The sequence below is a fragment of the Salinicola sp. 4072 genome (assembly GCF_036663415.1).
Lineage (GTDB): Bacteria > Pseudomonadota > Gammaproteobacteria > Pseudomonadales > Halomonadaceae > Salinicola > Salinicola salarius_A.
The window spans coordinates 1-20,590 of record NZ_JAXOVV010000029.1; the positions used below are offsets into that span (position 1 = coordinate 1).

At 64.0% G+C, this 20,590-nt stretch carries 21 protein-coding genes and 1 pseudogene; 14 read left to right on the plus strand and 8 right to left on the minus strand.

Features of this window, described 5'->3' with window-relative positions:
- Positions 1 to 446 precede the first annotated feature (446 nt).
- The 5 genes and pseudogenes from ybaK (at position 447) to R3F72_RS16035 (ending at position 3,399) form a co-directional block, all read left to right on the plus strand.
- Positions 447 to 935 carry a Cys-tRNA(Pro) deacylase gene (ybaK, locus tag R3F72_RS16015; RefSeq protein ID WP_087717572.1) on the plus strand — a complete coding sequence of 163 codons (489 nt, stop codon included), beginning with the start codon at positions 447 to 449 and terminating at the stop codon, positions 933 to 935.
- Between the two features lie 8 nt (positions 936 to 943).
- Positions 944 to 1,273: a hypothetical protein gene (locus R3F72_RS16020; RefSeq protein ID WP_087717571.1), complete on the plus strand. Its 330-nt coding sequence runs from the start codon at positions 944 to 946 to the stop codon at positions 1,271 to 1,273.
- Complete coding sequence (locus R3F72_RS16025) at positions 1,242 to 1,763, plus strand: DUF501 domain-containing protein (RefSeq protein ID WP_087717570.1); 522 nt, start codon at positions 1,242 to 1,244, stop codon at positions 1,761 to 1,763. Before R3F72_RS16020 ends, R3F72_RS16025 begins: the two co-directional genes overlap by 32 nt.
- 54 nt (positions 1,764 to 1,817) lie before the next feature.
- Positions 1,818 to 2,342 (plus strand): annotated as a pseudogene (locus R3F72_RS16030) (TIGR00730 family Rossman fold protein); the annotation flags it as partial.
- Positions 2,343 to 2,427: 85 nt separating this feature from the next.
- The gene (locus R3F72_RS16035) at positions 2,428 to 3,399 is read left to right on the plus strand and encodes an NAD(P)H-quinone oxidoreductase (RefSeq protein WP_332780164.1); all 972 of its coding nucleotides are present in this window, start codon (positions 2,428 to 2,430) and stop codon (positions 3,397 to 3,399) included.
- 63 nt (positions 3,400 to 3,462) lie between these two features.
- Here R3F72_RS16035 and R3F72_RS16040 read toward each other — a convergent pair whose 3' ends face one another.
- Positions 3,463 to 3,954: a 3'-5' exonuclease gene (locus R3F72_RS16040; RefSeq protein ID WP_332780165.1), complete on the minus strand. Its 492-nt coding sequence runs from the start codon at positions 3,952 to 3,954 to the stop codon at positions 3,463 to 3,465.
- A gap of 138 nt (positions 3,955 to 4,092) precedes the next feature.
- Positions 4,093 to 4,608 (minus strand): tetratricopeptide repeat protein, encoded by a 516-nt coding sequence (locus R3F72_RS16045; RefSeq protein ID WP_087717568.1) that lies wholly within the window; start codon positions 4,606 to 4,608, stop codon positions 4,093 to 4,095.
- Between the two features lie 350 nt (positions 4,609 to 4,958).
- On the opposite strand from R3F72_RS16045, the gene R3F72_RS16050 reads away from it, so the two are divergent.
- The 3 genes from R3F72_RS16050 (at position 4,959) to R3F72_RS16060 (ending at position 7,844) form a co-directional block, all read left to right on the plus strand.
- Entirely contained in the window at positions 4,959 to 5,996 is a 1,038-nt protein-coding gene (locus tag R3F72_RS16050) for an NADP(H)-dependent aldo-keto reductase (protein ID WP_332780166.1), read from the plus strand.
- 56 nt (positions 5,997 to 6,052) lie between these two features.
- Positions 6,053 to 6,835 carry a peroxide stress protein YaaA gene (yaaA, locus tag R3F72_RS16055; RefSeq protein ID WP_332780167.1) on the plus strand — a complete coding sequence of 261 codons (783 nt, stop codon included), beginning with the start codon at positions 6,053 to 6,055 and terminating at the stop codon, positions 6,833 to 6,835.
- A 166-nt stretch (positions 6,836 to 7,001) separates the two neighbouring features.
- Positions 7,002 to 7,844, plus strand: coding sequence for a Tim44 domain-containing protein (locus R3F72_RS16060; RefSeq protein ID WP_332780168.1), 843 nt, complete (start codon positions 7,002 to 7,004; stop codon positions 7,842 to 7,844).
- Between the two features lie 150 nt (positions 7,845 to 7,994).
- Here the strand turns inward: R3F72_RS16060 and R3F72_RS16065 are convergent, their stop codons facing one another.
- Together R3F72_RS16065 and R3F72_RS16070 are read right to left on the minus strand one after the other, a co-directional pair.
- Positions 7,995 to 8,756 (minus strand): SDR family NAD(P)-dependent oxidoreductase, encoded by a 762-nt coding sequence (locus R3F72_RS16065; protein WP_332780169.1) that lies wholly within the window; start codon positions 8,754 to 8,756, stop codon positions 7,995 to 7,997.
- A 78-nt stretch (positions 8,757 to 8,834) separates the two neighbouring features.
- Complete coding sequence (locus tag R3F72_RS16070) at positions 8,835 to 9,617, minus strand: sulfite exporter TauE/SafE family protein (protein WP_332780185.1); 783 nt, start codon at positions 9,615 to 9,617, stop codon at positions 8,835 to 8,837.
- 351 nt (positions 9,618 to 9,968) lie between these two features.
- On the opposite strand from R3F72_RS16070, the gene R3F72_RS16075 reads away from it, so the two are divergent.
- Complete coding sequence (locus R3F72_RS16075) at positions 9,969 to 11,297, plus strand: aspartate aminotransferase family protein (protein WP_332780170.1); 1,329 nt, start codon at positions 9,969 to 9,971, stop codon at positions 11,295 to 11,297.
- Positions 11,298 to 11,378: 81 nt separating this feature from the next.
- On the opposite strand, the gene pdxR is transcribed toward R3F72_RS16075, so the two are convergent.
- The 4 genes from pdxR to R3F72_RS16095 form a co-directional block, all read right to left on the minus strand.
- Positions 11,379 to 12,857, minus strand: a complete 1,479-nt coding sequence (gene pdxR / locus R3F72_RS16080; RefSeq protein ID WP_256960979.1) for a MocR-like pyridoxine biosynthesis transcription factor PdxR — start codon at positions 12,855 to 12,857, stop codon at positions 11,379 to 11,381.
- A 135-nt stretch (positions 12,858 to 12,992) separates the two neighbouring features.
- On the minus strand, positions 12,993 to 14,507 hold the full coding sequence (arfA, locus tag R3F72_RS16085) for an arabinosylfuranosidase ArfA (RefSeq protein WP_332780171.1): 1,515 nt from the start codon (positions 14,505 to 14,507) through the stop codon (positions 12,993 to 12,995).
- 21 nt (positions 14,508 to 14,528) lie between these two features.
- A complete protein-coding gene (locus tag R3F72_RS16090) occupies positions 14,529 to 15,935 on the minus strand; it encodes an MFS transporter (protein WP_276232709.1) in 1,407 nt (468 codons plus the stop codon).
- A gap of 76 nt (positions 15,936 to 16,011) precedes the next feature.
- Complete coding sequence (locus R3F72_RS16095) at positions 16,012 to 16,281, minus strand: hypothetical protein (protein WP_276232710.1); 270 nt, start codon at positions 16,279 to 16,281, stop codon at positions 16,012 to 16,014.
- On the opposite strand from R3F72_RS16095, the gene R3F72_RS16100 reads away from it, so the two are divergent.
- The 5 genes from R3F72_RS16100 to R3F72_RS16120 all read left to right on the plus strand — a co-directional run bounded on the left by R3F72_RS16100 (position 16,280) and on the right by R3F72_RS16120 (position 20,546).
- Entirely contained in the window at positions 16,280 to 17,185 is a 906-nt protein-coding gene (locus R3F72_RS16100; RefSeq protein WP_256960977.1) for a transporter substrate-binding domain-containing protein, read from the plus strand. The genes R3F72_RS16095 and R3F72_RS16100 overlap by 2 nt on opposite strands.
- A gap of 104 nt (positions 17,186 to 17,289) precedes the next feature.
- Positions 17,290 to 17,931 carry an amino acid ABC transporter permease gene (locus R3F72_RS16105; protein WP_087717558.1) on the plus strand — a complete coding sequence of 214 codons (642 nt, stop codon included), beginning with the start codon at positions 17,290 to 17,292 and terminating at the stop codon, positions 17,929 to 17,931.
- A 23-nt stretch (positions 17,932 to 17,954) separates the two neighbouring features.
- Positions 17,955 to 18,620 carry an amino acid ABC transporter permease gene (locus R3F72_RS16110; protein WP_087717557.1) on the plus strand — a complete coding sequence of 222 codons (666 nt, stop codon included), beginning with the start codon at positions 17,955 to 17,957 and terminating at the stop codon, positions 18,618 to 18,620.
- A 106-nt stretch (positions 18,621 to 18,726) separates the two neighbouring features.
- On the plus strand, positions 18,727 to 19,494 hold the full coding sequence (locus R3F72_RS16115; protein WP_087717810.1) for an amino acid ABC transporter ATP-binding protein: 768 nt from the start codon (positions 18,727 to 18,729) through the stop codon (positions 19,492 to 19,494).
- Positions 19,495 to 19,589: 95 nt separating this feature from the next.
- Positions 19,590 to 20,546: a D-2-hydroxyacid dehydrogenase family protein gene (locus R3F72_RS16120; RefSeq protein WP_332780172.1), complete on the plus strand. Its 957-nt coding sequence runs from the start codon at positions 19,590 to 19,592 to the stop codon at positions 20,544 to 20,546.
- Positions 20,547 to 20,590: the final 44 nt, after the last annotated feature.

Here is a 20,590-nt window from a genome sequence, read left to right on the forward strand (position 1 = left end):
GCGGGGAAATTTCAGCGTTTTGGCATTACTCAACAGCTATTCGCGCTGAAGAAGCCGATCCTGATAAGCGATGCCACCAGTCAGTACCTTCAGACCGCTCAATCAGCACCCTCGTGAATGAGGCGGGATAATGGTCGGCCAGCTCGCGCTCGCTCAATGTCCGGTGAAGGTGGGAATGACACGGTCGGCAGACCCAGAGAATGGCCATCTGCATCAGATCGCGCCCAAGGCGCTTGCGATAGCGCGGTTTGCGGTGCAACGTTCTAGGGATGAGATGATGACGCGTCAACGGCGCGGCACGTTCGCGCAGCGCGCAACGCTCGGTCACCTCGCAGCCCGCCATGTCATCGTCAGTCACCATCGGCAAGGAGTCTCCATCGCGTGGTCAGCTTAGAAACACCTTCGGGTTTTCCGCAACCCGTCTCGACCGGAACGGGAATCGCACCATGACGCCCGCGATCCGCCTGCTAGAATCACGCGGTGTGGCCCACGAGGTCACCAGCTACGAACTGGGTAGTGAATCGGAGGCGGCCTCCCACAACTCCTATGGTCTCGATGCCGCCCAGGCGCTGTCGTTGCCGCCTGCCAGCGTGTTCAAGACACTGCTCGCCCAGCTCGACGACGGGCGCCTGGTGGTCGCCTTGGTGCCTGTCGACGCCACGCTGGATCTCAAGGCGCTGGCCAAGGCCGCCGGCTCACGCAAGGCGCGCATGGCGGAGGCCCCGGTGGCCGAGCGCACCACCGGCTATCTGGTCGGCGGCATCAGCCCGTTGGGTCAGAAGAAACGTCTGCCGACCTTCATCGACGAGAGCGCCACGGCCATGGAGACGATGCACGTCAGCGGGGGCCGGCGCGGCCTCGAACTGTCGCTGGCGCCGAGCGACCTGATCGCCCTGACCGCAGCTCGCACTGCGGCCCTGGCCCGGCGCGGTTGACCTTTCGCATGTCGATAGACTTCGACCTGTGGATCGATCCTGACGATCTCGATCGCCATCGTGCCATCGAGCGAGTGCTGGAGCACTACTTCATGGAGCGCCTGGCCGACTATCCGCATCTGCGTTTGCCGGGTCCCGATCCCTACGACTATGATGCGCCGTTCAATCGACTGCACGCCGTGCTGGTCGAACGCGCCCGCGACTACCTGCTGCGCGACTATCTCTACTCGCCCACGCCGATGCAGCTGAGCCAGGCCTTCTATCGCGCCGTGGCTCGTTCCAACAAGGTCATACTGGATTCCTCCCATGGTGATTCACACCAATCAGATACCGACTGACGCCCAACTGGCGATCATCACCGAACAGCTGGGCCGCCCGCCCCGAGGTCTCGAAGCGGTTGCCGCCACCGACAGTCACGGCCGGCCGCTGGTCCTGCGCATGGCGCCGATCGTCGACGACGCGCCCTTCCCGACGCTCTACTGGCTCTCTTGCGAGCGTCTCAAGGTGGTGCTGTCACGACTCGAGGCCAGTGGCGTGATCAAGGAACTGGAAGCCCGACTGCAGCAGGACTCCGAATGGCTGGCAAGCTATCACCAGAGCCACGCCGATTACGTGAGACAGCGCTGGGATTTCATGACCGATGAGCAGCGTGAAGCGGTAGAAAAACGCGGCTATTCGCAATTGATGCGCGAGCGCGGCGTCGGCGGAATCACCAACTGGGATCAGGTGCGCTGCCTGCATACGCAGTACGCTCACCATCTCTGCGGCGACAACGCCATCGGCCGCTGGCTCGACGCAGAGCATGACGTCGCAGCCAGCATTCCGTGATCACAGGGAATTCTCCGTTCTCTCTTTCATCATTCGTTTTCCAGGAGCGATAGCGTGCAAATCTGTGTTTATCTGGGCTCGCGTGAAGGCAAAGATCCCCGTTTCGCCGAAGCGACGGACGCACTCGGCGCGGCGATCGCCAGACGCGGCTGGGGCCTGGTCTATGGCGGCGCCCGTAACGGATTGATGGGCCGGCTGGCCAACGCCTGCCTAGCCGAAGGCGGTGAAGTGATCGGCGTGATGCCAGAACATCTCGTGCAGCGCGAAGTCTCGCACCATGGCCTGACCCGGCTGATCCGGGTCGACAACATGCACGAACGCAAGGCGGCCATGGCCGCGCATGCCGATGCCTTCATCGCCCTGCCCGGCGGTATCGGTACGCTGGAGGAGCTGTTCGAGATCTGGACCTGGCGCTACCTCGACCTGCACGACAAACCGATCGGCGTGCTCAATGTCGCCGACTTCTACTCGCCGCTGCTGACCTTCCTCGACACTACCGTCGAACACGGCTTTCTCGATGTCGCCACCCGCCGCACGCTGTTCGCCGAGGCCGATATCGAAACCCTGCTGGATCGCCTTGGCCGAAGATGCCAGACTGAGAAATCACGACGCTTGAACGACGCGGTTCGAGCACCGGTAACGTATCCGTCAAGGAGGATTGGGAATGCATGCCATCGCCATCGAAGACAAACGGATGATCTGGCGCGAACACGACGACCTCGGCCCGCTGGGCGCCAGCGACGTGCGGATCGATGTGGCCTGGGCGGGAATGAACCGCGCCGACCTGATGCAGCGTGGCGGCAACTATCCACCGCCGCCGGGCGAATCCGAGATTCCGGGGCTGGAAGTCAGCGGCACGATCAGCGAAGTCGGCCGGGGTGTCGAGCGCTTTCGCAAGGGCGACCGCGTCTGCGCCCTGCTGGCCGGCGGCGGCTATGCCGAGCAGGTCGTGGTCAACGAAGCGCAGGTTCTGCCCATCCCCCAGGGTCTGGGGCTACGTGAAGCCGCCGCGCTGCCGGAAGTCTTCGCGACCGCCTGGCTCAATCTCTACATGGAAGGGGCGGTTCAGACCGGCCAGCGCGTCCTGCTGCACGCTGCCGCCAGCGGCGTGGGCACGGCGGCGATCCAGCTCTGCCGCGTGTTCGGCAACCCCTGTTTCGTGACCGCCGGCAGCGCCGACAAGCTGGAAACCTGTTACCGGCTGGGCGCCGATGCCGGCTGGAATCGGCACGATGGCAGCTTCGTCGAAGCGGTCAAGGAGTGGGGCGGCGCCGACATGATTCTCGATCCGGTGGGAGGCGACTATATCGCTCAGGATCTGGCCGTGCTGAACGCCGATGGCCGACTGGTTCTCATCGGCCTGATGGGTGGCGTGGAAGCGCAGATCAACCTGGGTCGCATGCTGGTCAAGCGTCAGCGCCTGATCGGTTCGACCCTGCGTTCCCGCTCGACGAAGGCCAAGGGTGCGATTCTCGACGCGCTGTATGCGCACGTCTGGCCCAAACTGACCAGCGGAGAGATCAAACCGCTGATTGCCGCTACCTGGCCCATTCAGGAAGCGGAGACGGCGATGCAGCACCTTTCGGACAATCGCAACACCGGCAAGATCCTGCTCAGCGTCAGCGGAGAGGGATGAAACCGCACCGACCGGCCACGCTCGACGCGATACGTTCCTTGATAACAGTACGGCGCCGGAGCGCTATTCGACGTTCAACGTGGCCTTGTAGGTCAACTGCAGTAGGCGGGCGTCGTCACCGGCACGGTGGCGACGAATATCGTGTCGCTCGGCGATCCGGGCCTTGGTCCTGGCCCAGCATTCGGTCTGTGTCTCGCTCAGTATCCGCCGCAGCGCTTCCAGTCGAAAACGCGGCAGCATGCCGGCCTGATCGAACAGCAGCGACAGCCAGGTGTTGTCGTAGCCCCAGCTGTCGCTGTAGGCGATACCGCTCTCCGCCAGCTCGTCATTGAGCCAGCGCGCGACCTCGATGGGCGGATGACCTTCACGCGTCAGGCGCGCCCGGGAAATGCCGTGTAGCAGTTCCGCCTTGGGATCCCAGTGCGTCCACTCCCGTACCGGCTGAATCAGGAATGCACAGCGGCTGCCATCGGCACGGGCCAGGCCGATCTCGATGGGATAACTGCCACGGCCAAAGCCGGATGCTTCGATGTCTAGCAGGGTGGGCAGCAACACGTTGCGGGCTCCCTCTCCATGATGCCGTCTCATCTTGCGACGCCGATGAGGCATCATCATGACAGCGTTGGGGCGTAACTTCACCCCGACACCGTGACGATGGCGGGGTACGCAGGATGCGCCGACGGTTGCGGGCTCTCAGTGCGTGGCGAGCGCGACGGGCGTCTCGCCGTTGGGACCATCTTCAGCCAGATTGCGCGCCCAGCGCTGCCATTCATCCGCGCGGGCGGGGTCGTGCGGCAAGCCGAGCTCGCCGCGACGATACGCATCGGCCAGGCGCTCCGCGGCCCGAACATGACCATTCTCGCCGGCGCGAGCGTACCAGGTCACCGCATGGTGAACGCTGGGCTGATACTGCGAGCAACCCAGCTCGTAGATGCGGCCGGCCTGGTACTGGGCGTGACGGTCGCCCTGCTGTGCCGCCTGCAGCACGTAGCGCGCGCCGGTCGACTTGTCCCTCGGGGATATCCCGCGGTGCATCAGCACTCGGCCGTAGAGCGAGCGAGCCGGCACATGGCCAGCATCGGCACAGCGCTTGAACCAGCGCAACATCAGGCGCTGCTTGCTCGGCGAGCGTGTCATCCAGCGCGTATGGCTAAGCTGCGTCGCCAGATGAAACTCGAAACGCGTAAAGAAAGAAAACGTCTGTGGCATAACTGACAGTGACCCTGGAAACTGGGACCCATTGACGGTCCGAACTACCGTGTCGATCTGGACGCTCTTGTTCTCTATTGCCGCAACACCTACTACATTGCCGCAACACCTACTACCGCAACGTCAGGCAACGCTCTATGGCGCGTCGGAATCGACCTTTCACAGGCGCACTCGGCCGGGGGGCCGGGCGGCGAAAGGCCGCAAGAATACGCCTGCCCGGGCGGCGACTCAACCCCCGGCTTCCAGGCCCGGTTTGCCGCCTCACGACGGCGCCAGTAACATACGATTTTCAGCCCATTTTTCGTCCCCATGGTTTGTCTCGATCGGGCCATTTCAACCTGGAGTGCAACATGCAGCGACGCCCCTTAGGCAAGACCGACATGCAGGTTTCGCGCCTGTGTCTCGGCACGATGACGTTCGGTGAGCAGAACACCGAAGCCGAAGCGCACGAACAGCTCGACCGTGCCATCGCCGCCGACATCAATTTCATCGACGCCGCCGAGATGTATCCGGTGCCGCCGAAGCCCGAGACGCAGGGCCGCACCGAAGCCTATATCGGCAGCTGGCTGCAAAAGCGTGGCAAGCGCGACGACCTGATCATCGCCAGCAAGGCGGCGGGTGCCGGACGTGGCATGGAACACCTGCGGGGCGGGCCGCGGCATACCCGCGAACAGATTCACCAGGCCCTGGACGCGAGCCTGAAGCGCCTGCAGACCGACTACCTCGACCTCTATCAGCTCCACTGGCCCGATCGCCACGTCAACTGCTTCGGTCAGCTGGGCTACCTGCCGGGCGACGACAGCGATGCCACGCCGCTGGAAGAGACCCTCGGCGCGCTGAAGGACGCCGTCGATGCCGGCAAGATCCGCGCCATCGGGCTTTCCAACGACACCCCTTGGGGCGTCATGCGCTGCCTGCACCTGGCCGAGACCCAGGGCCTGCCACGCGTCGCCAGCATCCAGAACCCCTACAACCTGCTCAACCGCAGCTTCGAAGTGGGCCTTTCCGAAATCGCCCATCGCGAGGCCGTCGGCCTGCTGGCCTACTCGCCGCTGGCGTTCGGCGTGCTTTCGGGAAAATATCTCGACGGCCAGAAGCCGTCCAAGGGCCGCCTGACTCTGTTCGAGCGCTTCTCCCGCTACACCTCCGAGCTGGCCGAGGAAGCGACCCGAGCCTACGTCGACATCGCCCGCGAGCACGGCCTGGACCCGGCCCAGATGGCGCTGGCCTACGTGACCTCACGACCGTTCGTGACCAGCAACATCATCGGTGCGACCACCCTCGAACAGCTCGATGCCAACATCGACAGCGACTCGCTCGAACTCTCCGACGACGTGCTCGACGCGATCGAAGCGGTGCACCGAAGAATCTCCAACCCCTGCCCCTGACGCCCGCCAGCGACGGCAGTCGATAACGCAACGTTTCCCATACGGATAAGCGCGCCATGCTCAGCATCATCTCTCCGGCCAAGACGCTGGACTTCGAAACGCCCTCGTCGACACGGGACGTCACCCAACCCGACTATCTCGATCAGAGTCGGGCACTGATCGAGATCCTGCGCGGCTACTCACCCCAGCAGCTGTCGGAACTGATGGGCATTAGCGACAAGCTGGCCGGACTCAACGCGGCGCGCTATGCCGAGTGGCAGACGCCGTTCTCGATGGACAACGCCAAGCCCGCGGCACAGGCCTTCCAGGGCGACGTCTACGTCGGTCTGGAAGCCGCCACCTTCAGCGACGCCGACAACGCCTTCGCGCAGGATCACCTGCGGATTCTGTCCGGCCTCTACGGCATGCTGCGACCGCTGGATCTGATCCAGCCCTATCGCCTGGAAATGGGCATCCGGCTGGAGAACGCCGCAGGCAAGGACCTGTACGCCTACTGGCAGGACCGGCTGACCCGGGATCTGGACGCGGCGGTCGCCGCCAGCGGCAGTTCGACTCTGGTCAACCTCGCCTCCAACGAGTACAGCAAGGCCATCGATTTCAAGCGGCTCGAGGCCGATGTCGTCTCCCCGGTGTTCAGAGACGAGAAGAACGGCCAGTTCAAGATCATCAGCTTCTATGCCAAGAAGGCCCGGGGGCTGATGGCGGCCTGGCTGATACGCGAACGGGTCGAGAAGCCTTCAGCTCTGACCGAATTCGACGTGGCCGGCTACCGATACTCGCCGGAAGAGTCGAAGCCGGACAAGCCGGTTTTCCGCCGTCGCGAGCAGGATCGTGACTAGACCAGGCGGCCAGACTCGATAGACGCGACTAAAGAAGCAGCCCGGGCCTCCCGGCATTCAGCTTCCATTCATGACGATCTGCGATAATGCTCGCAGCAACGAGTGCGCCCGAACGGTGCCATGCAGGTCCGTCACTCGTCCAGGACAACGATTTCAGGAGAAAGCCATGCGACATCTGCTCGTCATGATTATGGTCGGCCTGCTCGGTTTCAGCGCCGCAGTCGACCACGCCGAGGCGCGCCGTCTCGGCGGCGGCAAGAGTTTCGGTTCCTACTCGCGCTCGGTTCAACAGCCGACGCCGACCACCACGCGCAGCAACGCCTCGGCACCGCCACGCCAGCCGAGCGCCGGACTCTCCCGCTTCGCCGGCCCGCTGGCCGGGATGCTGGCCGGCGGCCTGCTGGCATCGCTGTTCTTCGGCGGCGCCTTCGACGGCTTCCGGATGCTCGACATGCTGCTGATCGCGCTGGTGGCGTTCATCGCCTTCCGGCTCATTGCGGGCCGTCGGCGGCATGCGACGGCCGGCCATCGCGACGGCGGCCAGCCCAACGACACGATGCGGGAAGACAACAGCGCCCAGCCGACGCCGTTCATAGGCGGCAACGCCGCGGGAACACACACCGGCGGCATCGCCACCGAACCAGCCTGGTTCGATCGCGAACGCTTCCTGACCGGTGCCAAGGAGCATTTCACCACGCTCCAGCGCGCCTGGGACAACAATGACCTCAGCCAGATCCAGGAGTACGTCACGCCCGAGCTCTACAACCTGCTGAAAGCGGAACGCATGGCGCAGCCGGCCAACAACCGCACCGAGATCGTGCGCCTGTTCGCCGAACTGGGCAGCGTGCAGGAGATCAAGGACGAGGCCGAAGCGACGGTCCTGTTCCATGGCGTGCTCGACGAAAACGGCGAAGAGACCGAGTTCAACGAAACCTGGCACCTCAAGCGCTCCCTGCGTGACGGCGCGCCCTGGTACGTTCAGGGGATCGAACAGAACCCCACGGCCTGAGTTGGCACCCGGCGTCTCGGCACGACTGACGCCAAGGCACCGGGACCAGCGCTGACAAAAGCCGCTTGAAAGGAAAGGCCCGAGCCTGTCGTCGACAGGCTCGAGCCTTTTCATGCCGCCACCGCTATCGCTGCGGGGCTCGGACGGCCATCAATCGTCGCGATCGATCGCGAAGGCCGACCAGGCCTGGCGCGTGGGCATCACTTCCAGGCGGTTGAAGTTGATGTGCGGCGGCAATGTCGAGATGTAGAACATCTGCTCGGCGATGTCCTCGGCGGTCAGCGCCGTGGTACCACGATAGAGATTGTCGGATGCCGTCTGATCGCCGCCGGTGCGCACCAGGGTGAACTCGGTTTCGGCAATACCCGGCGCCAGATCGGTCACCCGCACGCCGGTCCCCAGCAGGTCGCAGCGCAGGTTGTAGCTGAACTGCTTGACGAACGACTTGGAAGCCCCGTAGACGTGGCTGCCCGGATAGGGCCACTGGCCGGCGATGGAGCCCACATTGATGATCGTAGCACCCTCACCGACTTCGATCAGCGTCGGCAGCAGCGCGTGGGTCACGTTGACCAGACCGGTCACGTTGGTGTCGATCATGGTGTGCCAGTCCTTGAGCGCGACTTTCTGCGCCGGCTGCGGCGCCAGCGCCAGGCCAGCGTTGTTGACCAGCGTGCGCACGCGCTTGAAGTTCTCCGGCAGCGTATCGACGGCCTGCTGCACGGCCGCATCGTCGCGCACGTCGAGCACGATGGTGTGAACTGCCACCTTGTCAGCCAGTTCGGCCTTCAGCGCCTCCAGGCGCTCGCCACGACGGCCGGACAGCACCAGCGACCAGCCGGCTTCGGCGAAACGATGGGCAGCCGCACGGCCGAACCCGGAAGTGGCCCCGGTGATGAAAACGACATCGCTCACAGTATTTCTCCTCGTCAGACTTCGATGGCCGAGCGACAGTCAGCGCTCGACGCTGTGTACCCGTTGGCGGAACGGGGCCTAACCATAGCCGGCTTCACGGGCCAGCACCCACACCGACAGCGCGATCAGCAGCGGCGCCACGGTGACTTTCATCGAACGTGGCTTCGAGCGTTCGAAAGCCCACTGTCCCAGCGCATTGCCGATCAGGGCAGGCACCAGCAGCCAGGCTCCGCGGAGCAGCGTCTCCCGTCCGAGTTCGCCCGCCAGCCCCAATCCGACCAGAGAGGCCATGCTGCTGGCCGCGAAGAACACGATCGCCGTGGCCCGCAGCGTCGTCGGCCCCAGTCGCCGGTGAAGCAGATAGAGCATCAGCGGTGGCCCGCCGGACGAGGCCAGCGTCATGCACAGCCCGGAAACGCCGCCGGCCATCACGCTCGGCCAGCCGCCTCCCTTCGCGTCGCGCCCGGTCGGGTCCGGCTCGAGCTCGTCACTCACGGAGCGCGGATCACGCCGCAACAGCAACGCCATGGCGCCGGCCAGCGCCAGCAGGGCCACCGCGATCCGCATCGGCGTGGCCGGCAGCGTCGCCATCACGCTCACGCCGACGACGGTCGCCACCACCATGCCACACAGTAGCCGCCGAAGGCGGGGCCAGTCGGCCAGCCGTCCGGCACGCCGCCAGAGGCCGATACTGGTGACCAGATCGAGCAGCAGCGCCAGCGGCACCGCCTCCACCGGCGGCAGGAACAGCATCAGCCCCAACGCGAGCAACATGGCAAAGCCGAACCCGCAGTAGCCTCGGACCACGCCAGCAAAACAGGCCAGTCCCACGGCCGGCCACAGCATCGGCATCGACGACATCACGCTGGCCAGCCCTCCCCTTTTCAGATCTACTCGTATCGGCTCATCCGGCGCCTCCAACTCTGGCACCGACCGGTCGACATCGAGCGAGCACCATACCCAGCCTCCCGGCCGCCGGGTAGGGCCAGTTCGGCCTCCGTATCGGGACATCTCCCACTGCTGTCACGAGCGCCGCCGAATTCTGGCTCTACGCGATCCGCCCATCGCCCCCTAGTCTTGAATCGCGTCAGTGAACGCCATCGTTCGAACGAACGTCCGGATGCGCCAGTCATCATCTCGTCGAAGTCGATATCGATGCCGGCCAGCCACCGTGGACGCTCGTCAGCAACGCCAAACAACAGGAACCCTGCCATGACCGACACCCTCGTCAACGACGATGTTTCCAACGCGTATGTCCACCAGCTCGACCGCCAGCACGTGTTCCACTCCTGGTCGTCGCAGGGCAACCTGTCGCCGCTGGTGATCGCCGGTGGCAAGGGATGCCGGCTTTGGGACTACGATGGCAAGGAGTACCTGGACTTCAGCAGTCAGCTGGTCAACACCAACATTGGTCATCAACACCCCAAGGTGATCGCCGCCATCCAGGCACAGGCGGAGCAGCTGACCACCATCGCGCCGGCGCACGCCAATCTGGCGCGCGGCGAGGCGGCCAGGCGCATTCTCGATCGGGCGCCCTCCGGCTTCGGCAAGGTGTTCTTCACCAACGCCGGCGCCGATGCCAACGAAAACGCCATGCGCATGGCGCGCAGCGTGACCGGCCGCGACAAGATCCTGTCGGCCTACCGCTCCTATCACGGCAATACCGGCTCGGCCATCGTCGCCACCGGCGATCCCCGCCGCGTGCCCAACGAATTCGCCCGCGGCCACGCCCACTTCTTCAACCCCTTTCTCTACCGCAGCGATTTCTGGGCCGGCAACGAGGAAGAAGAGTGCCAGCGTGCGCTGCAGCATCTGAAGCGGGTGATCGAATGCGAAGGGCCGAACGCCATCGCCGCGATTCTACTGGAGTCGATTCCCGGCACCGCCGGCGTGCTGATTCCCCCTAAGGGCTACATGGAGGGTGTCCGCCGGCTGGCCGACCAGTACGGCATCCTGCTGATCTTCGACGAAGTCATGGCCGGCTTCGGCCGCACCGGGCGCTGGTTCGCCCTCGAGCACTTCGACGCCAGGCCGGACCTGATCGTATTCGCCAAGGGCGTCAATTCCGGCTACGTGCCGGCCGGGGGCGTGATCATCTCCGACGAGATCAGCCGCCATTTCGATGATCACATGTTCTTTGGCGGCCTGACCTATTCCGGTCATCCGCTGGCCATGGCCGCCATCGTCGCCACGCTGGATGCGATGGCCGAGGAAGGCGTAGTGGAAAACGCCGAGCGCGTCGGCAATGGCCCGCTGGCTGCGGGGCTGCAGCAGCTGGCACGGGATCATGCCATCGTCGGTGAAACCCGCGGTCTCGGCGTCTTCCACGCGCTGGAACTGGTCAGCGATCGCCAGACCCGGGCGCCGCTGCCGGCGGACCGGATGGGCGCGATCAAGAACGCGCTGATCGCCAAGGGCCTGCTGCCGTTCGTGGTCGAGAACCGCATTCACGTCGTGCCGCCGTGCATTGTCAGCGAAGCGGAAGTCGCCGAGGGTCTAGGCATCCTCGACCAGGTGCTGGGCGAGTTTTCGGCTGGCTGAGCAGCTTCGCAAGGCAGGATGAGCGACCGGCTCTGGCCGGTCGCTGTCGTCTGGACGCGTACAAGGGGTTGGCGTAGAAACCTAGCCGAACGCGCGGGCCAGCCGGGCGATCCCCGGCGCGATGCGCTCGGCGTCGATGGCACCGAATCCCAGCCGCATGTAGTTGCGCGGCGGTGCCTGATCGAAGAAGTGCTGGAAGCCGGGCTCGATCAGCACGCCATGCTGCGCGGCCTGCCAGGCCAGTCGCTGGGTATCCACCGATTTAGGCGCTTCCAGCCAGAACACGCTGGCATGATCTCCACCAACCCGGCGGCAGTCGGGCAGATCCCGGCCGATGGCGGCATCCATGATCTCCCAGCGATGGCGCATCTCGTCGGCGAAGAGCCGCAGATAGCGATCGTAATGGCCCTGGGAGAGAAACTGCGCCAACTGCTGCTGCAGGCCGGAAGGCGGGTGGCGGTACATCAGCCGGCGCAACGCCCGCAGCTCCTCGATCAGTTCGGCATCGGCCACCACGTAGCCCAGTCGCAGCCCCGGCGACAGCGGCTTCGACAGACTGCTCATGTAGATCACGCGGGAGCCGGCCCGGCTCGCCTTCAGTGCCGGCTGGGCATGGCGATCGAAATTGACCTCGGCATCGTAGTCGTCTTCCAGCACGATCTGATCGCGGCGCTGGATCTGCTCGATCAGCGCCTCGCGCCGACGGCGGCTCATGGTCACCCCGGTCGGCCCCTGGTGGCTGGGCGTCACGTAGAGGTAGTCGCTCTTCGCCGCCGCCGCGTCCAGGCACATGCCCTCGCCATCGATAGACTGGTAGCTCAGCCGGGCGCCCTGGCGCAGGAAGACGTTGGCCGCTTCCCGGTAGCCAGGGTTTTCCATCGCCACTCGTGTCCGCGCGTCGAACAGCAGCTGGGCGATCAGAAACAGGGCATTCTGCGAGCCGAGGGTAATCAGGATTTCGTCGCTACGGGCATGAATGCCGCGCTTGGGCAGCACCCGGGTACGCAGCTGTTCGACCAGCATCGGATCGTCCTGGTCGTAGCGGTCGCTCAGCCAATGGCGCTCGCGCCGTCCGCCCAGCAGCCGGCGCGACGTCTCGCGCCACTGCTCCAGAGGAAACAGCCGGGTATCCAGTTGACCGTAGACGAAGGGAAATTCGTAGTTCATCCAGTTGCTGGGGCGCAGGACACCCTGCAGATGGCTCGGCCGATGGGTGAATCGACTGCCCCAGGATGGTGCATCCACCACCTCGTCGCGCATGCCGCGGCCCGTTTCCAGTGCATCGGGTTCATGGTAGGCATCGTGCAGGTAGTAGCCGCTGCGCGGTCGGCTGACCAGATAACCGTCTTCCACCAGCCCCTCGTACACCAGCGCCACCGTGTTGCGCGAGATACCGAGCTGCAGGGACAGCTTGCGACACGAGGGCAACGCCTCCTCGGTCGGAATCGTCCCGGTATGAATGGCATCCAGCAGCGCCTCGCGCAGCTGTTCCTGCAAACCGCGCCGGGCATCGAAGTCGAGATGAAAATAGTGATCGAGCATGCCGAGTTCCCGCCTCATGGCTGAACTCTGTACGCTGCAAGATTTGCGCCAGTTCCTTTCTCGTCGATCAGCTACTTCATCAACTCGCTACGCTATGCTCTGCTCTGTGCCGGCGCGCAAGATGGCAACGATGTCCGCGATTTTCGATACGTCTTACCCGGCCACTTCCAGACGCACCATGTGATAACTCAGCGCTGCGACCTTGCCCTCGAGTGCCGTGCCATCGACGGTGAGCCCCTGGCCGGGCGCGGGCCGAATATGCTCGGGCTGCTCGGCGCTATTGGCAGCCTTCATGTCGGGATAGTCGATGCTCTGATAGTCCACGATCCGGCAGGACGTGAAACCGCCCAGGTCGATAGCGAGCTCGAGCGAATCGCTGGGGTGGCGGTTGACGATGAACAACGTGATGGCCTCGTGCGCCTCGTCGTGCACGGCGGAAACGTCGAGATAGGGGACGTCGCCGAGCTCATCCACCGGATAGGTCGGGCTGTCGATGGCCAGTCGCAGGGCCTTGCCACGGCCGAAGCGGGAAGCGAAATAGAGCGGATAAAAGATCGTCTGGCGCCAGGCGCCGCCATCTCTTTCGGTCATGATCGGGGCGATGACGTTGACCAGTTGAGCGATGCAGGCGATGCGCACGCGGTCGGAACGGCGGATGAAGGTGTTGAGCACGCAGCCGATCAGCAACGCGTCCTCGACGTTGTAGGCGTCTTCGAGGATCGCCGGCGCGAAAGGCCAGTCTTTGCCCTGCAGGATGCGCTTGTCGCGCTCGGTGCTGTGATACCAGACATTCCATTCGTCGAAGCAGATGTGCACGTTCTTTTGGGAGCGCTTCTTGGCCTTGATGTAGTCGATCACGCCGGCGATCGAGCCGATGTAGCGGTCGAGCTTTTCGCTGAGCGCCAGGTAGCCGCCCAGGTCGTCGGCGTAGTTGGTGAAGTACATGTGCAGCGAGATGTAGTCGACCGTCTCGTAACAGTGGTCGAGCACGGTGGCTTCCCACTCGGGGTAGCTGGCCATGTCGGGGTTGGAGGAGCCGCAGGCGACCAGTTCGAGGCTGCTGTCGTAGGCCTTCAGGGCCTTGCCGGTCTCATTGGCGAGATGCCCGTATTCATCGGCGTTCTTGTGGCCGACCTGCCAGGGGCCGTCCATCTCGTTACCCAGGCACCACAGCTTGACGTTCCACGGCGTCTCGCGGCCATTGCGAATCCGCAGGTCGCTCCAGGCGCTGCCTTCGGGGTGGTTGACGTATTCGAGGAAATTGCGGGCGGCGTCGATACCGCGTGAGCCGAGATTGACCGCCAGCATCATGTCGATGCCGGCCAGCTCGCACCAGTCGGCGAATTCGTGAATGCCGATCTGGTTGGATTCGCGACTGTGCCAGGCCAGGTCGAGGCGTACCGGGCGCTCCTTGCGCGGGCCGATACCATCCTCCCAGTTGTAGGCGGAGACGAAGTTGCCGCCCGGATAGCGCACGATGGGCGGCGCGAGTTCCTTGACCATGCCCAGCACGTCGCGACGGAAACCGTTGTCATCCGCCTCGGGGTGGCCGGGTTCGTAGATACCGCTATAGATGGCTCGGCCCATATGCTCGAGGAAGGCGCCGTAGAGGCGGTCGTCGATCTCGCTGATGACGAAGTCGCGGTGCAGGGTGACGCGGGTATGCATGATGATCTCCTTGGCTTGAAGTCAGGAAAAGGCGGAGCCCGTGGCCGGGGACGTCTGGGAGTCAATATCGTCGACGTCGTTGTCGCGCTTGCGGATATCCAGATCACGGCGAATGGCATCCATGGTGCGGTCGTCGAGACCGAAGAGCCAGATGGCGACGGCCAGAACGGCGCTGATGACAGCGGGTATCAATGTCAGCATCAGGCTGATGGCGTTAAGGGCGTCGGCGCTTTGCTGCTCAACGCCGGCTTGGTATCCCCCCCAGGAGAGCAGGTAGCCGATCATCCCTCCGGAAAAAGCGAGGCCAAGCTTGAGAAAGAACAGATTGCCAGCAAAGGAAACCCCGGTATTGCGGGTGCCGGTTTTCCATTCACCGTAGTCTTCGGCATCCGCCATCAGTGCCCAGGAGATCGGCGTACCGATGCCGTGCAAGAAATTGACGATCACGAACAACACCGTCGCCAGCAGAACCCAACTGCCAGGCACTAGATAGAGCATCACTGAGGCCAGAATCAGGGCGCAGGTGCTTGCCAGAAAAACGCTGCGCTTACTGATGCGGTTGCTGCACCAGCTTGAAATGGCGGTGCCCGCGATCTTTCCGACGACTCCGGAAGTCACGAACACGGAAATGCCGGTAGCCCCCAAGCCCAATACGTAGGTGGCGAAGTAGATCGCCGCACCCTGACGCAGGAAGAACTGCAATGCCTGCAGGAAGGTGATGCCAAGGATGATCCGCCATTTCTCGTTCTTGGCTAACGCCTTGAGCGTTGTCATCAGGTGTTCCTGCTGCTTGGGGGGCGGCTGGATGCGTTCTCTGACCGTGGAGAAGCAGAAGCCGAACATGGCGAGTGCGATCACGGACATGATCGCCATGGTGTACTGAAAGCCCTGGGCCTCGTCGCCACCGCCGAGCAGTTCGACCAGCGGCATCAGGCTGCTGTTGAGAATCAGGTAGGCCACGCCAACCAGGATGAAGCGCCAGGACTGAAACGATACCCGCTCGCGGTGATCGTCGGTGATCACACCGCCCAGCGCGCAGTAGGGAATGTTCACCGCCGTGTAGAGGAGCGACATCGCGAAATAGGTGGCGAAGGCGTAGCCAATCTTGGCCGACTCCGACCAGTCGGGGGTGGTGAACATCAGTACACAGGAAGCGGCCAAAGGCACGGGAACAAACAGTATGTAGGGACGGAAACGCCCCCAGCGGCTGCGGGTCCGATCCGCGAGCGCCCCCATGAGGGGGTCGGTGATGGCATCCACGAAGCGCATGGAAATGAAGATGGTACCCACGATGGCCGGCGAGATGCCGTAGACATCGGTATAGAAATAGGAGAGATACATGACCACGGCGGCAAAGGTCATGTTGTTGCCGGCATCTCCCATGCCGAAACCAATCTTCTCGATCACGCTGAGCTTGGCATTACGCATCGCGGGCCCCCGAAGACTTGTTGAGCCTGCGAAGCGTAGGGGCGACGATGTCATCCTCGCTAATATATGTATTTCTTTATTTCGATACCAAAAAGGATATTAAAAAGCGCCAGAGCGGGCCGTTACAAACACGCTTGTATGTAATACGACCAAAGACGCGCGACGAAAGTGCGCCCTCGCTGACAGATTCGATGCTCAAGGCGCTCGACTGATTTGCCGGCAGCAACGGCGATCTGGCCAGCCGAAGTTCGTCAACTGGCTCTATAGCAACCGCTTCGGGATTCTTTAGGGTGGGGTCACGGTACGCAATCACCATCGCCAACAATAACGAGAGGGTGTATTCCATGATGCGCTTCCCGACCCGTAAACCGAACGCCTTCCACCTGCCCAGCCTCGCTGCCAAGGCCATGGCCGGTACGCTGGTGGCGCTGTCGTTGTCGACCCTGTCGCTGACGGCCTTCGCCGCCGACCTGCCCGAGATCGAAAGCCGCGGCTACCTGAGCGTGGCGACGGAGGACAACTACGCGCCGTTCAACTTCATAGAGGACGGCAACGCCAAGGGCTTCAACACCGACATGCTCGAGGAGTTGCGCAACTACGCCGACTTCGAGGTCCGCCAGGACATCCTGCCCTGGACCGGCCTGCTGGCCGCCGTCTCTACCGGCCAGTACGACATGGCGCTGACCGGCGCGTCGGTCTCCGATGAGCGCCTGCGGGTGTTCAACTACACCGCGCCCTACGCCTCCGCCCAGCACTTTGCGATCAAGCGTGTCGGCGACGACAGTATCGAGAGCGTTGCCGATCTGAGCGGCAAGACGCTCGGCGTACAGGCAGGCAGCGTGCTGCTGTCGCGGTTGCCGGAACTGAAGAAGATGCTCGAGGACAACGACGGCGAGCTGGGCGAGGTGGTGCAGTACGAATCCTACCCCGAAGCCTTCGCCGATCTGGCCAATGGCCGTCTCGACTTCGTCATCGATTCCGCCGTGCCGGTCAACACCCTGGTCGCCTCCAAGCCGGACGTCTTCGCCAAGGGCCCGGCGGTTTCCGGTGCCGGCTACGTCTCCTGGCCGATTCCGAAGAACAGCCCGGAACTGCTCGAGTACATGAACGGCTTCCTCGATCACATGCGCGAGACCGGACGCCTGGCCGAACTGCAGGAAAAATGGTTCGGCGAGAGCTTCCCCGACCTGCCCACCGAGCCGCTGACCAGCGTCGATCAGTTCCACGAACTGGCCGGCCTGGACGACTGATCCCGGCTGCCTGACCCGTCACATCGCATGACGCGCCACATCGGTAGCGGCGCCGCGGACTCCACGCGGCGCCATTCCCATTCTCAGGCTTTCGGGAGCCGCCCATGAACGCCAGTGCCTGGCAAATGCTGCTGGAAGGCGCCTGGACGACCGTCTGGATCTCCGGCGTATCGATCGCCCTGGGGGTGACGGCCGGCCTGATCCTGGCCCTGATCCGCATTGCCCGCATTCCTGTCGTCGACCAGATCCTGGTCCTCTACATCAGCCTCGCCCGCGCCACGCCGCTGGTCACCCTGGCGCTGTTCATCTTCCTCAGCGCCCCGACCTTCGGACTCAACCTCGACCGCAACGTTGCCGGCATTCTGGCGCTGACGCTCAACACCACGGCGTTCAACGCCGAGATCTGGCGCAGCGCCTTCCGCAACTTCTCCCGCGAACAGCGCGAAGCGGCCATGGCCGCCGGCATGACGCCGTGGGTCACCTTCCGGCGCATCATGCTGCCGCAGATGATGATCACGAGCCTCCCCGGCCTGATCAACGAGATGTCGTTTCTGATCAAGGGCAGCCCAGCGATCGCGGTGATCGGCATCGTCGACCTGACCCGCGTCACCAACCGCATCTCCGCGGTGACCTACGAACCCCTGCCACCGATCCTCGTCGCCTGCGCGCTCTACATGGCAGCGATCGGTTGTCTGGTCTGGCTGCAGCGGCTGGCCGAACGCCGCGCCAACCGGCTGGCCACGTGAGAAAAGGACGGTGAGGAAGCGTCATGAGTAACTGGGAAATTCTGTGGAGCGCCCGCGATCAGTTCTGGAGCGGATTCCTGAGCACGATGGAGATCTTCGGCCTGTCGGTCAGCGCCGCGTTCGTGATCGGCTGCGGGATGCTCTATCTGCTGGAGGGCAGCCGACCCCGCCTGACCGTGCCGCTGCGGGTGTTCATCGACGGCATGCGGATGCTGCCGTTTCTGATCCTGGCCTATCTGCTCTACTACGGCCTGCCGGCGTTCGATATTCGTCTCGATGCCTGGTGGTCCGGCGTCGGGGCACTGGCGGTCTACCACGGCTGCTACTTCGCCGAGATATTCCGCGGCGCGCGACTGACCTTTCCGCCCGGTCAGGTCGAAGCCGCCAAGGCCCACGGCTTCACCAAGGGCAAGATGTTCTTCCGCCTGATTCTGCCCCAGATCGTGATGCAGACCCGGCCGCTGCTGGGCAATCAGTTGATCTATGCACTCAAGGACACCGCCTTCCTGGTGATCATCACCGTGCGCGAGCTGACCGCCGCCGCCAACAGCCTGTCGGGCACCTATTTCATTCCCACCGAGGCCTTCATCGTGGTCATCGGCTTCTATTGGGCGGTCAGCGTGGTCATGGAAATCATCATCAAGCAATGTGGCCGCTTCAGCGCCAAACGGGGATTCGACCATGTTTGAGAAAAACACGTCCGAGAAAGCCGTGTCCGAGACGACCACCACCGATAAGACCGATTCCGAGAAAGCCGGGGCCGAGAAAGCCATGCCTGAAATCTCCGCCTCCCGGATGACCGCCCCCGAGCAGATCGCGGTGTCGATCCGCCATCTCTCGAAAAGCTTCGATGGCGTCGAGGTCCTGCGCGACGTGGATCTGGAGGTGCGCGAGGGCGACGTGGTGACGATCCTGGGCTCGTCCGGCTCCGGCAAGTCGACACTGCTGCGTTGCATCAACTGGCTGGAGCAGCCCGACCGCGGCAGCATCCATATCGGCGGCCAGCGCATCGGCGTCAACGATGCCGGTCGGCCGATGCCGGTGCGCGAGCTGGCCAGGGTACGCGCTCGCACCGGCATGGTGTTCCAGAGCTTCAACCTGTGGCCGCATCTCAACGTGCTGCACAACGTCACCGAAGCGCCGATCCACGTGCTCGGCAAATCGAAGGCCGAGGCCGAAGCCCACGCGCGGGAGCTGCTGGAGAAGGTGGGCATGTCGCCCAAGGCCGATGCCTACCCCAATACGCTCTCCGGCGGCCAGAAGCAGCGCGTGGCGATCGCCCGGGCGCTGGCCATGCAACCGCAGGTGATGCTGTTCGACGAGCCGACATCGGCGCTGGACCCGGAGCTCGTCGGCGAGGTGCTGTCGGTGATCAAGGATCTCTCCGCCGAGGGTTACACCATGGTCATCGTCACCCACGAGATGGCCTTCGCCCGCGCCGTCTCCGATCAGGTGGTGTTTCTGGAGAAGGGGTTGATCATCGAAAAGGCCGATCCGGAGACCTTCTTCACCAACCCCAGTACCGAGCGGGTACGCAAGTTCCTGGAACGGGAAGAGAGTTGAACCGGAGACCGGCAACCGAAGACGGTGAAAGCGACTCGACAGCCGATGGCGAAAGTGCCAACAATGCGACAACGCCATCATCTCGAGGAGCTGTCATGTCGATAACGGTTACGGTGCTGGACGACTATCAGGGATGCTGTGCCTTTCTCGACGCCGTCCATGAACTCGACGGCAGCGACGTGCGCCTGGACATCGAACATCAGCATCTCGACGACGACGCCCTGCCCGCCCGATTGGCGGATAGCGATGCGATCATCCTGATCCGCGAGCGCACGTCCTTGACCCGCGAACTGCTGATGCAGTTGCCGCGGCTCAAGCTGGTGGTCCAGACCGGGCGCCTCTCCTCGGCCATCGATATCGACGCCTGCGAGGAGCTGGGTATCGCCGTGCGCGATGGCGGCGGCTCTCCGATCGCGCCGGCGGAACTCACCTGGCTGCTGATCATGGCGGGCTGCCGCCGTCTGGGCGGCTATCTCGCCCGACAGGCCGAGGGCGACTGGCAGCGCACCAACGAGCGCCTGGAAGCGGAGTCGCTGGGCCATGCCGTTCACGGGCGCACGCTGGGGATCTGGGGACTGGGCAAGATCGGCAGCCGGGTCGCCGGCTATGCCCAGGCATTCGGCATGGAGGTCGTCGCGCACGGAAGAGAGGGCAGCGCCGGTCGCGCCTTCGAGCTGGGCGTGGCGTTCGAGCCCGATCGTCACGCCTTCCTCGCCCGCTGCGACGTGGTCAGCCTGCATCTCAAGCTCAACGGCGACACCCGCGGCATGATCACCCCGGCGGATCTGGCGGCGATGCGCGCCGATGCCCTGCTGGTCAACACCAGCCGTGCCGAGCTGATCCGCCCCGGCGCCCTGCTCGACGCCCTAGATGCCGGCCGTCCCGGCGCGGCGGCGCTGGACGTGTACGAGAACGAGCCCGAGGGCGCCAGCGCTTACCAGGCCCACCCCCGCGTGCTGGCGACACCGCATATCGGCTTCGTCGAGAAAGACACCTACGAGCTGTATTTCTCTACCGCCTTCCGTCAGGTTCGGGAATTTTTCGCCGCCTAGAATGCAAAACGACAACCCCGGCCGAAGCCGGCGTTGTCGTAGAC

Bases quoted from the DNA above. Each gene is read 5' to 3' on its own strand.
- ybaK (WP_087717572.1), top strand. From the start codon at position 447: ATGACGCCCGCGATCCGCCTGCTAGAATCACGCGGTGTGGCCCACGAG.
- R3F72_RS16020 (WP_087717571.1), top strand. From the start codon at position 944: ATGTCGATAGACTTCGACCTGTGGATCGATCCTGACGATCTCGATCGC.
- R3F72_RS16025 (WP_087717570.1), top strand. From the start codon at position 1,242: ATGGTGATTCACACCAATCAGATACCGACTGACGCCCAACTGGCGATC.
- R3F72_RS16035 (WP_332780164.1), top strand. From the start codon at position 2,428: ATGCATGCCATCGCCATCGAAGACAAACGGATGATCTGGCGCGAACAC.
- R3F72_RS16045 (WP_087717568.1), bottom strand. From the start codon at position 4,608: ATGCCACAGACGTTTTCTTTCTTTACGCGTTTCGAGTTTCATCTGGCG.
- R3F72_RS16050 (WP_332780166.1), top strand. From the start codon at position 4,959: ATGCAGCGACGCCCCTTAGGCAAGACCGACATGCAGGTTTCGCGCCTG.
- yaaA (WP_332780167.1), top strand. From the start codon at position 6,053: ATGCTCAGCATCATCTCTCCGGCCAAGACGCTGGACTTCGAAACGCCC.
- R3F72_RS16060 (WP_332780168.1), top strand. From the start codon at position 7,002: ATGCGACATCTGCTCGTCATGATTATGGTCGGCCTGCTCGGTTTCAGC.
- R3F72_RS16070 (WP_332780185.1), bottom strand. From the start codon at position 9,617: ATGTCGTCGATGCCGATGCTGTGGCCGGCCGTGGGACTGGCCTGTTTT.
- R3F72_RS16075 (WP_332780170.1), top strand. From the start codon at position 9,969: ATGACCGACACCCTCGTCAACGACGATGTTTCCAACGCGTATGTCCAC.
- pdxR (WP_256960979.1), bottom strand. From the start codon at position 12,857: ATGAGGCGGGAACTCGGCATGCTCGATCACTATTTTCATCTCGACTTC.
- arfA (WP_332780171.1), bottom strand. From the start codon at position 14,507: ATGCATACCCGCGTCACCCTGCACCGCGACTTCGTCATCAGCGAGATC.
- R3F72_RS16090 (WP_276232709.1), bottom strand. From the start codon at position 15,935: ATGCGTAATGCCAAGCTCAGCGTGATCGAGAAGATTGGTTTCGGCATG.
- R3F72_RS16100 (WP_256960977.1), top strand. From the start codon at position 16,280: ATGATGCGCTTCCCGACCCGTAAACCGAACGCCTTCCACCTGCCCAGC.
- R3F72_RS16095 (WP_276232710.1), bottom strand. From the start codon at position 16,281: ATGGAATACACCCTCTCGTTATTGTTGGCGATGGTGATTGCGTACCGT.
- R3F72_RS16105 (WP_087717558.1), top strand. From the start codon at position 17,290: ATGAACGCCAGTGCCTGGCAAATGCTGCTGGAAGGCGCCTGGACGACC.
- R3F72_RS16110 (WP_087717557.1), top strand. From the start codon at position 17,955: ATGAGTAACTGGGAAATTCTGTGGAGCGCCCGCGATCAGTTCTGGAGC.
- R3F72_RS16115 (WP_087717810.1), top strand. From the start codon at position 18,727: ATGACCGCCCCCGAGCAGATCGCGGTGTCGATCCGCCATCTCTCGAAA.
- R3F72_RS16120 (WP_332780172.1), top strand. From the start codon at position 19,590: ATGTCGATAACGGTTACGGTGCTGGACGACTATCAGGGATGCTGTGCC.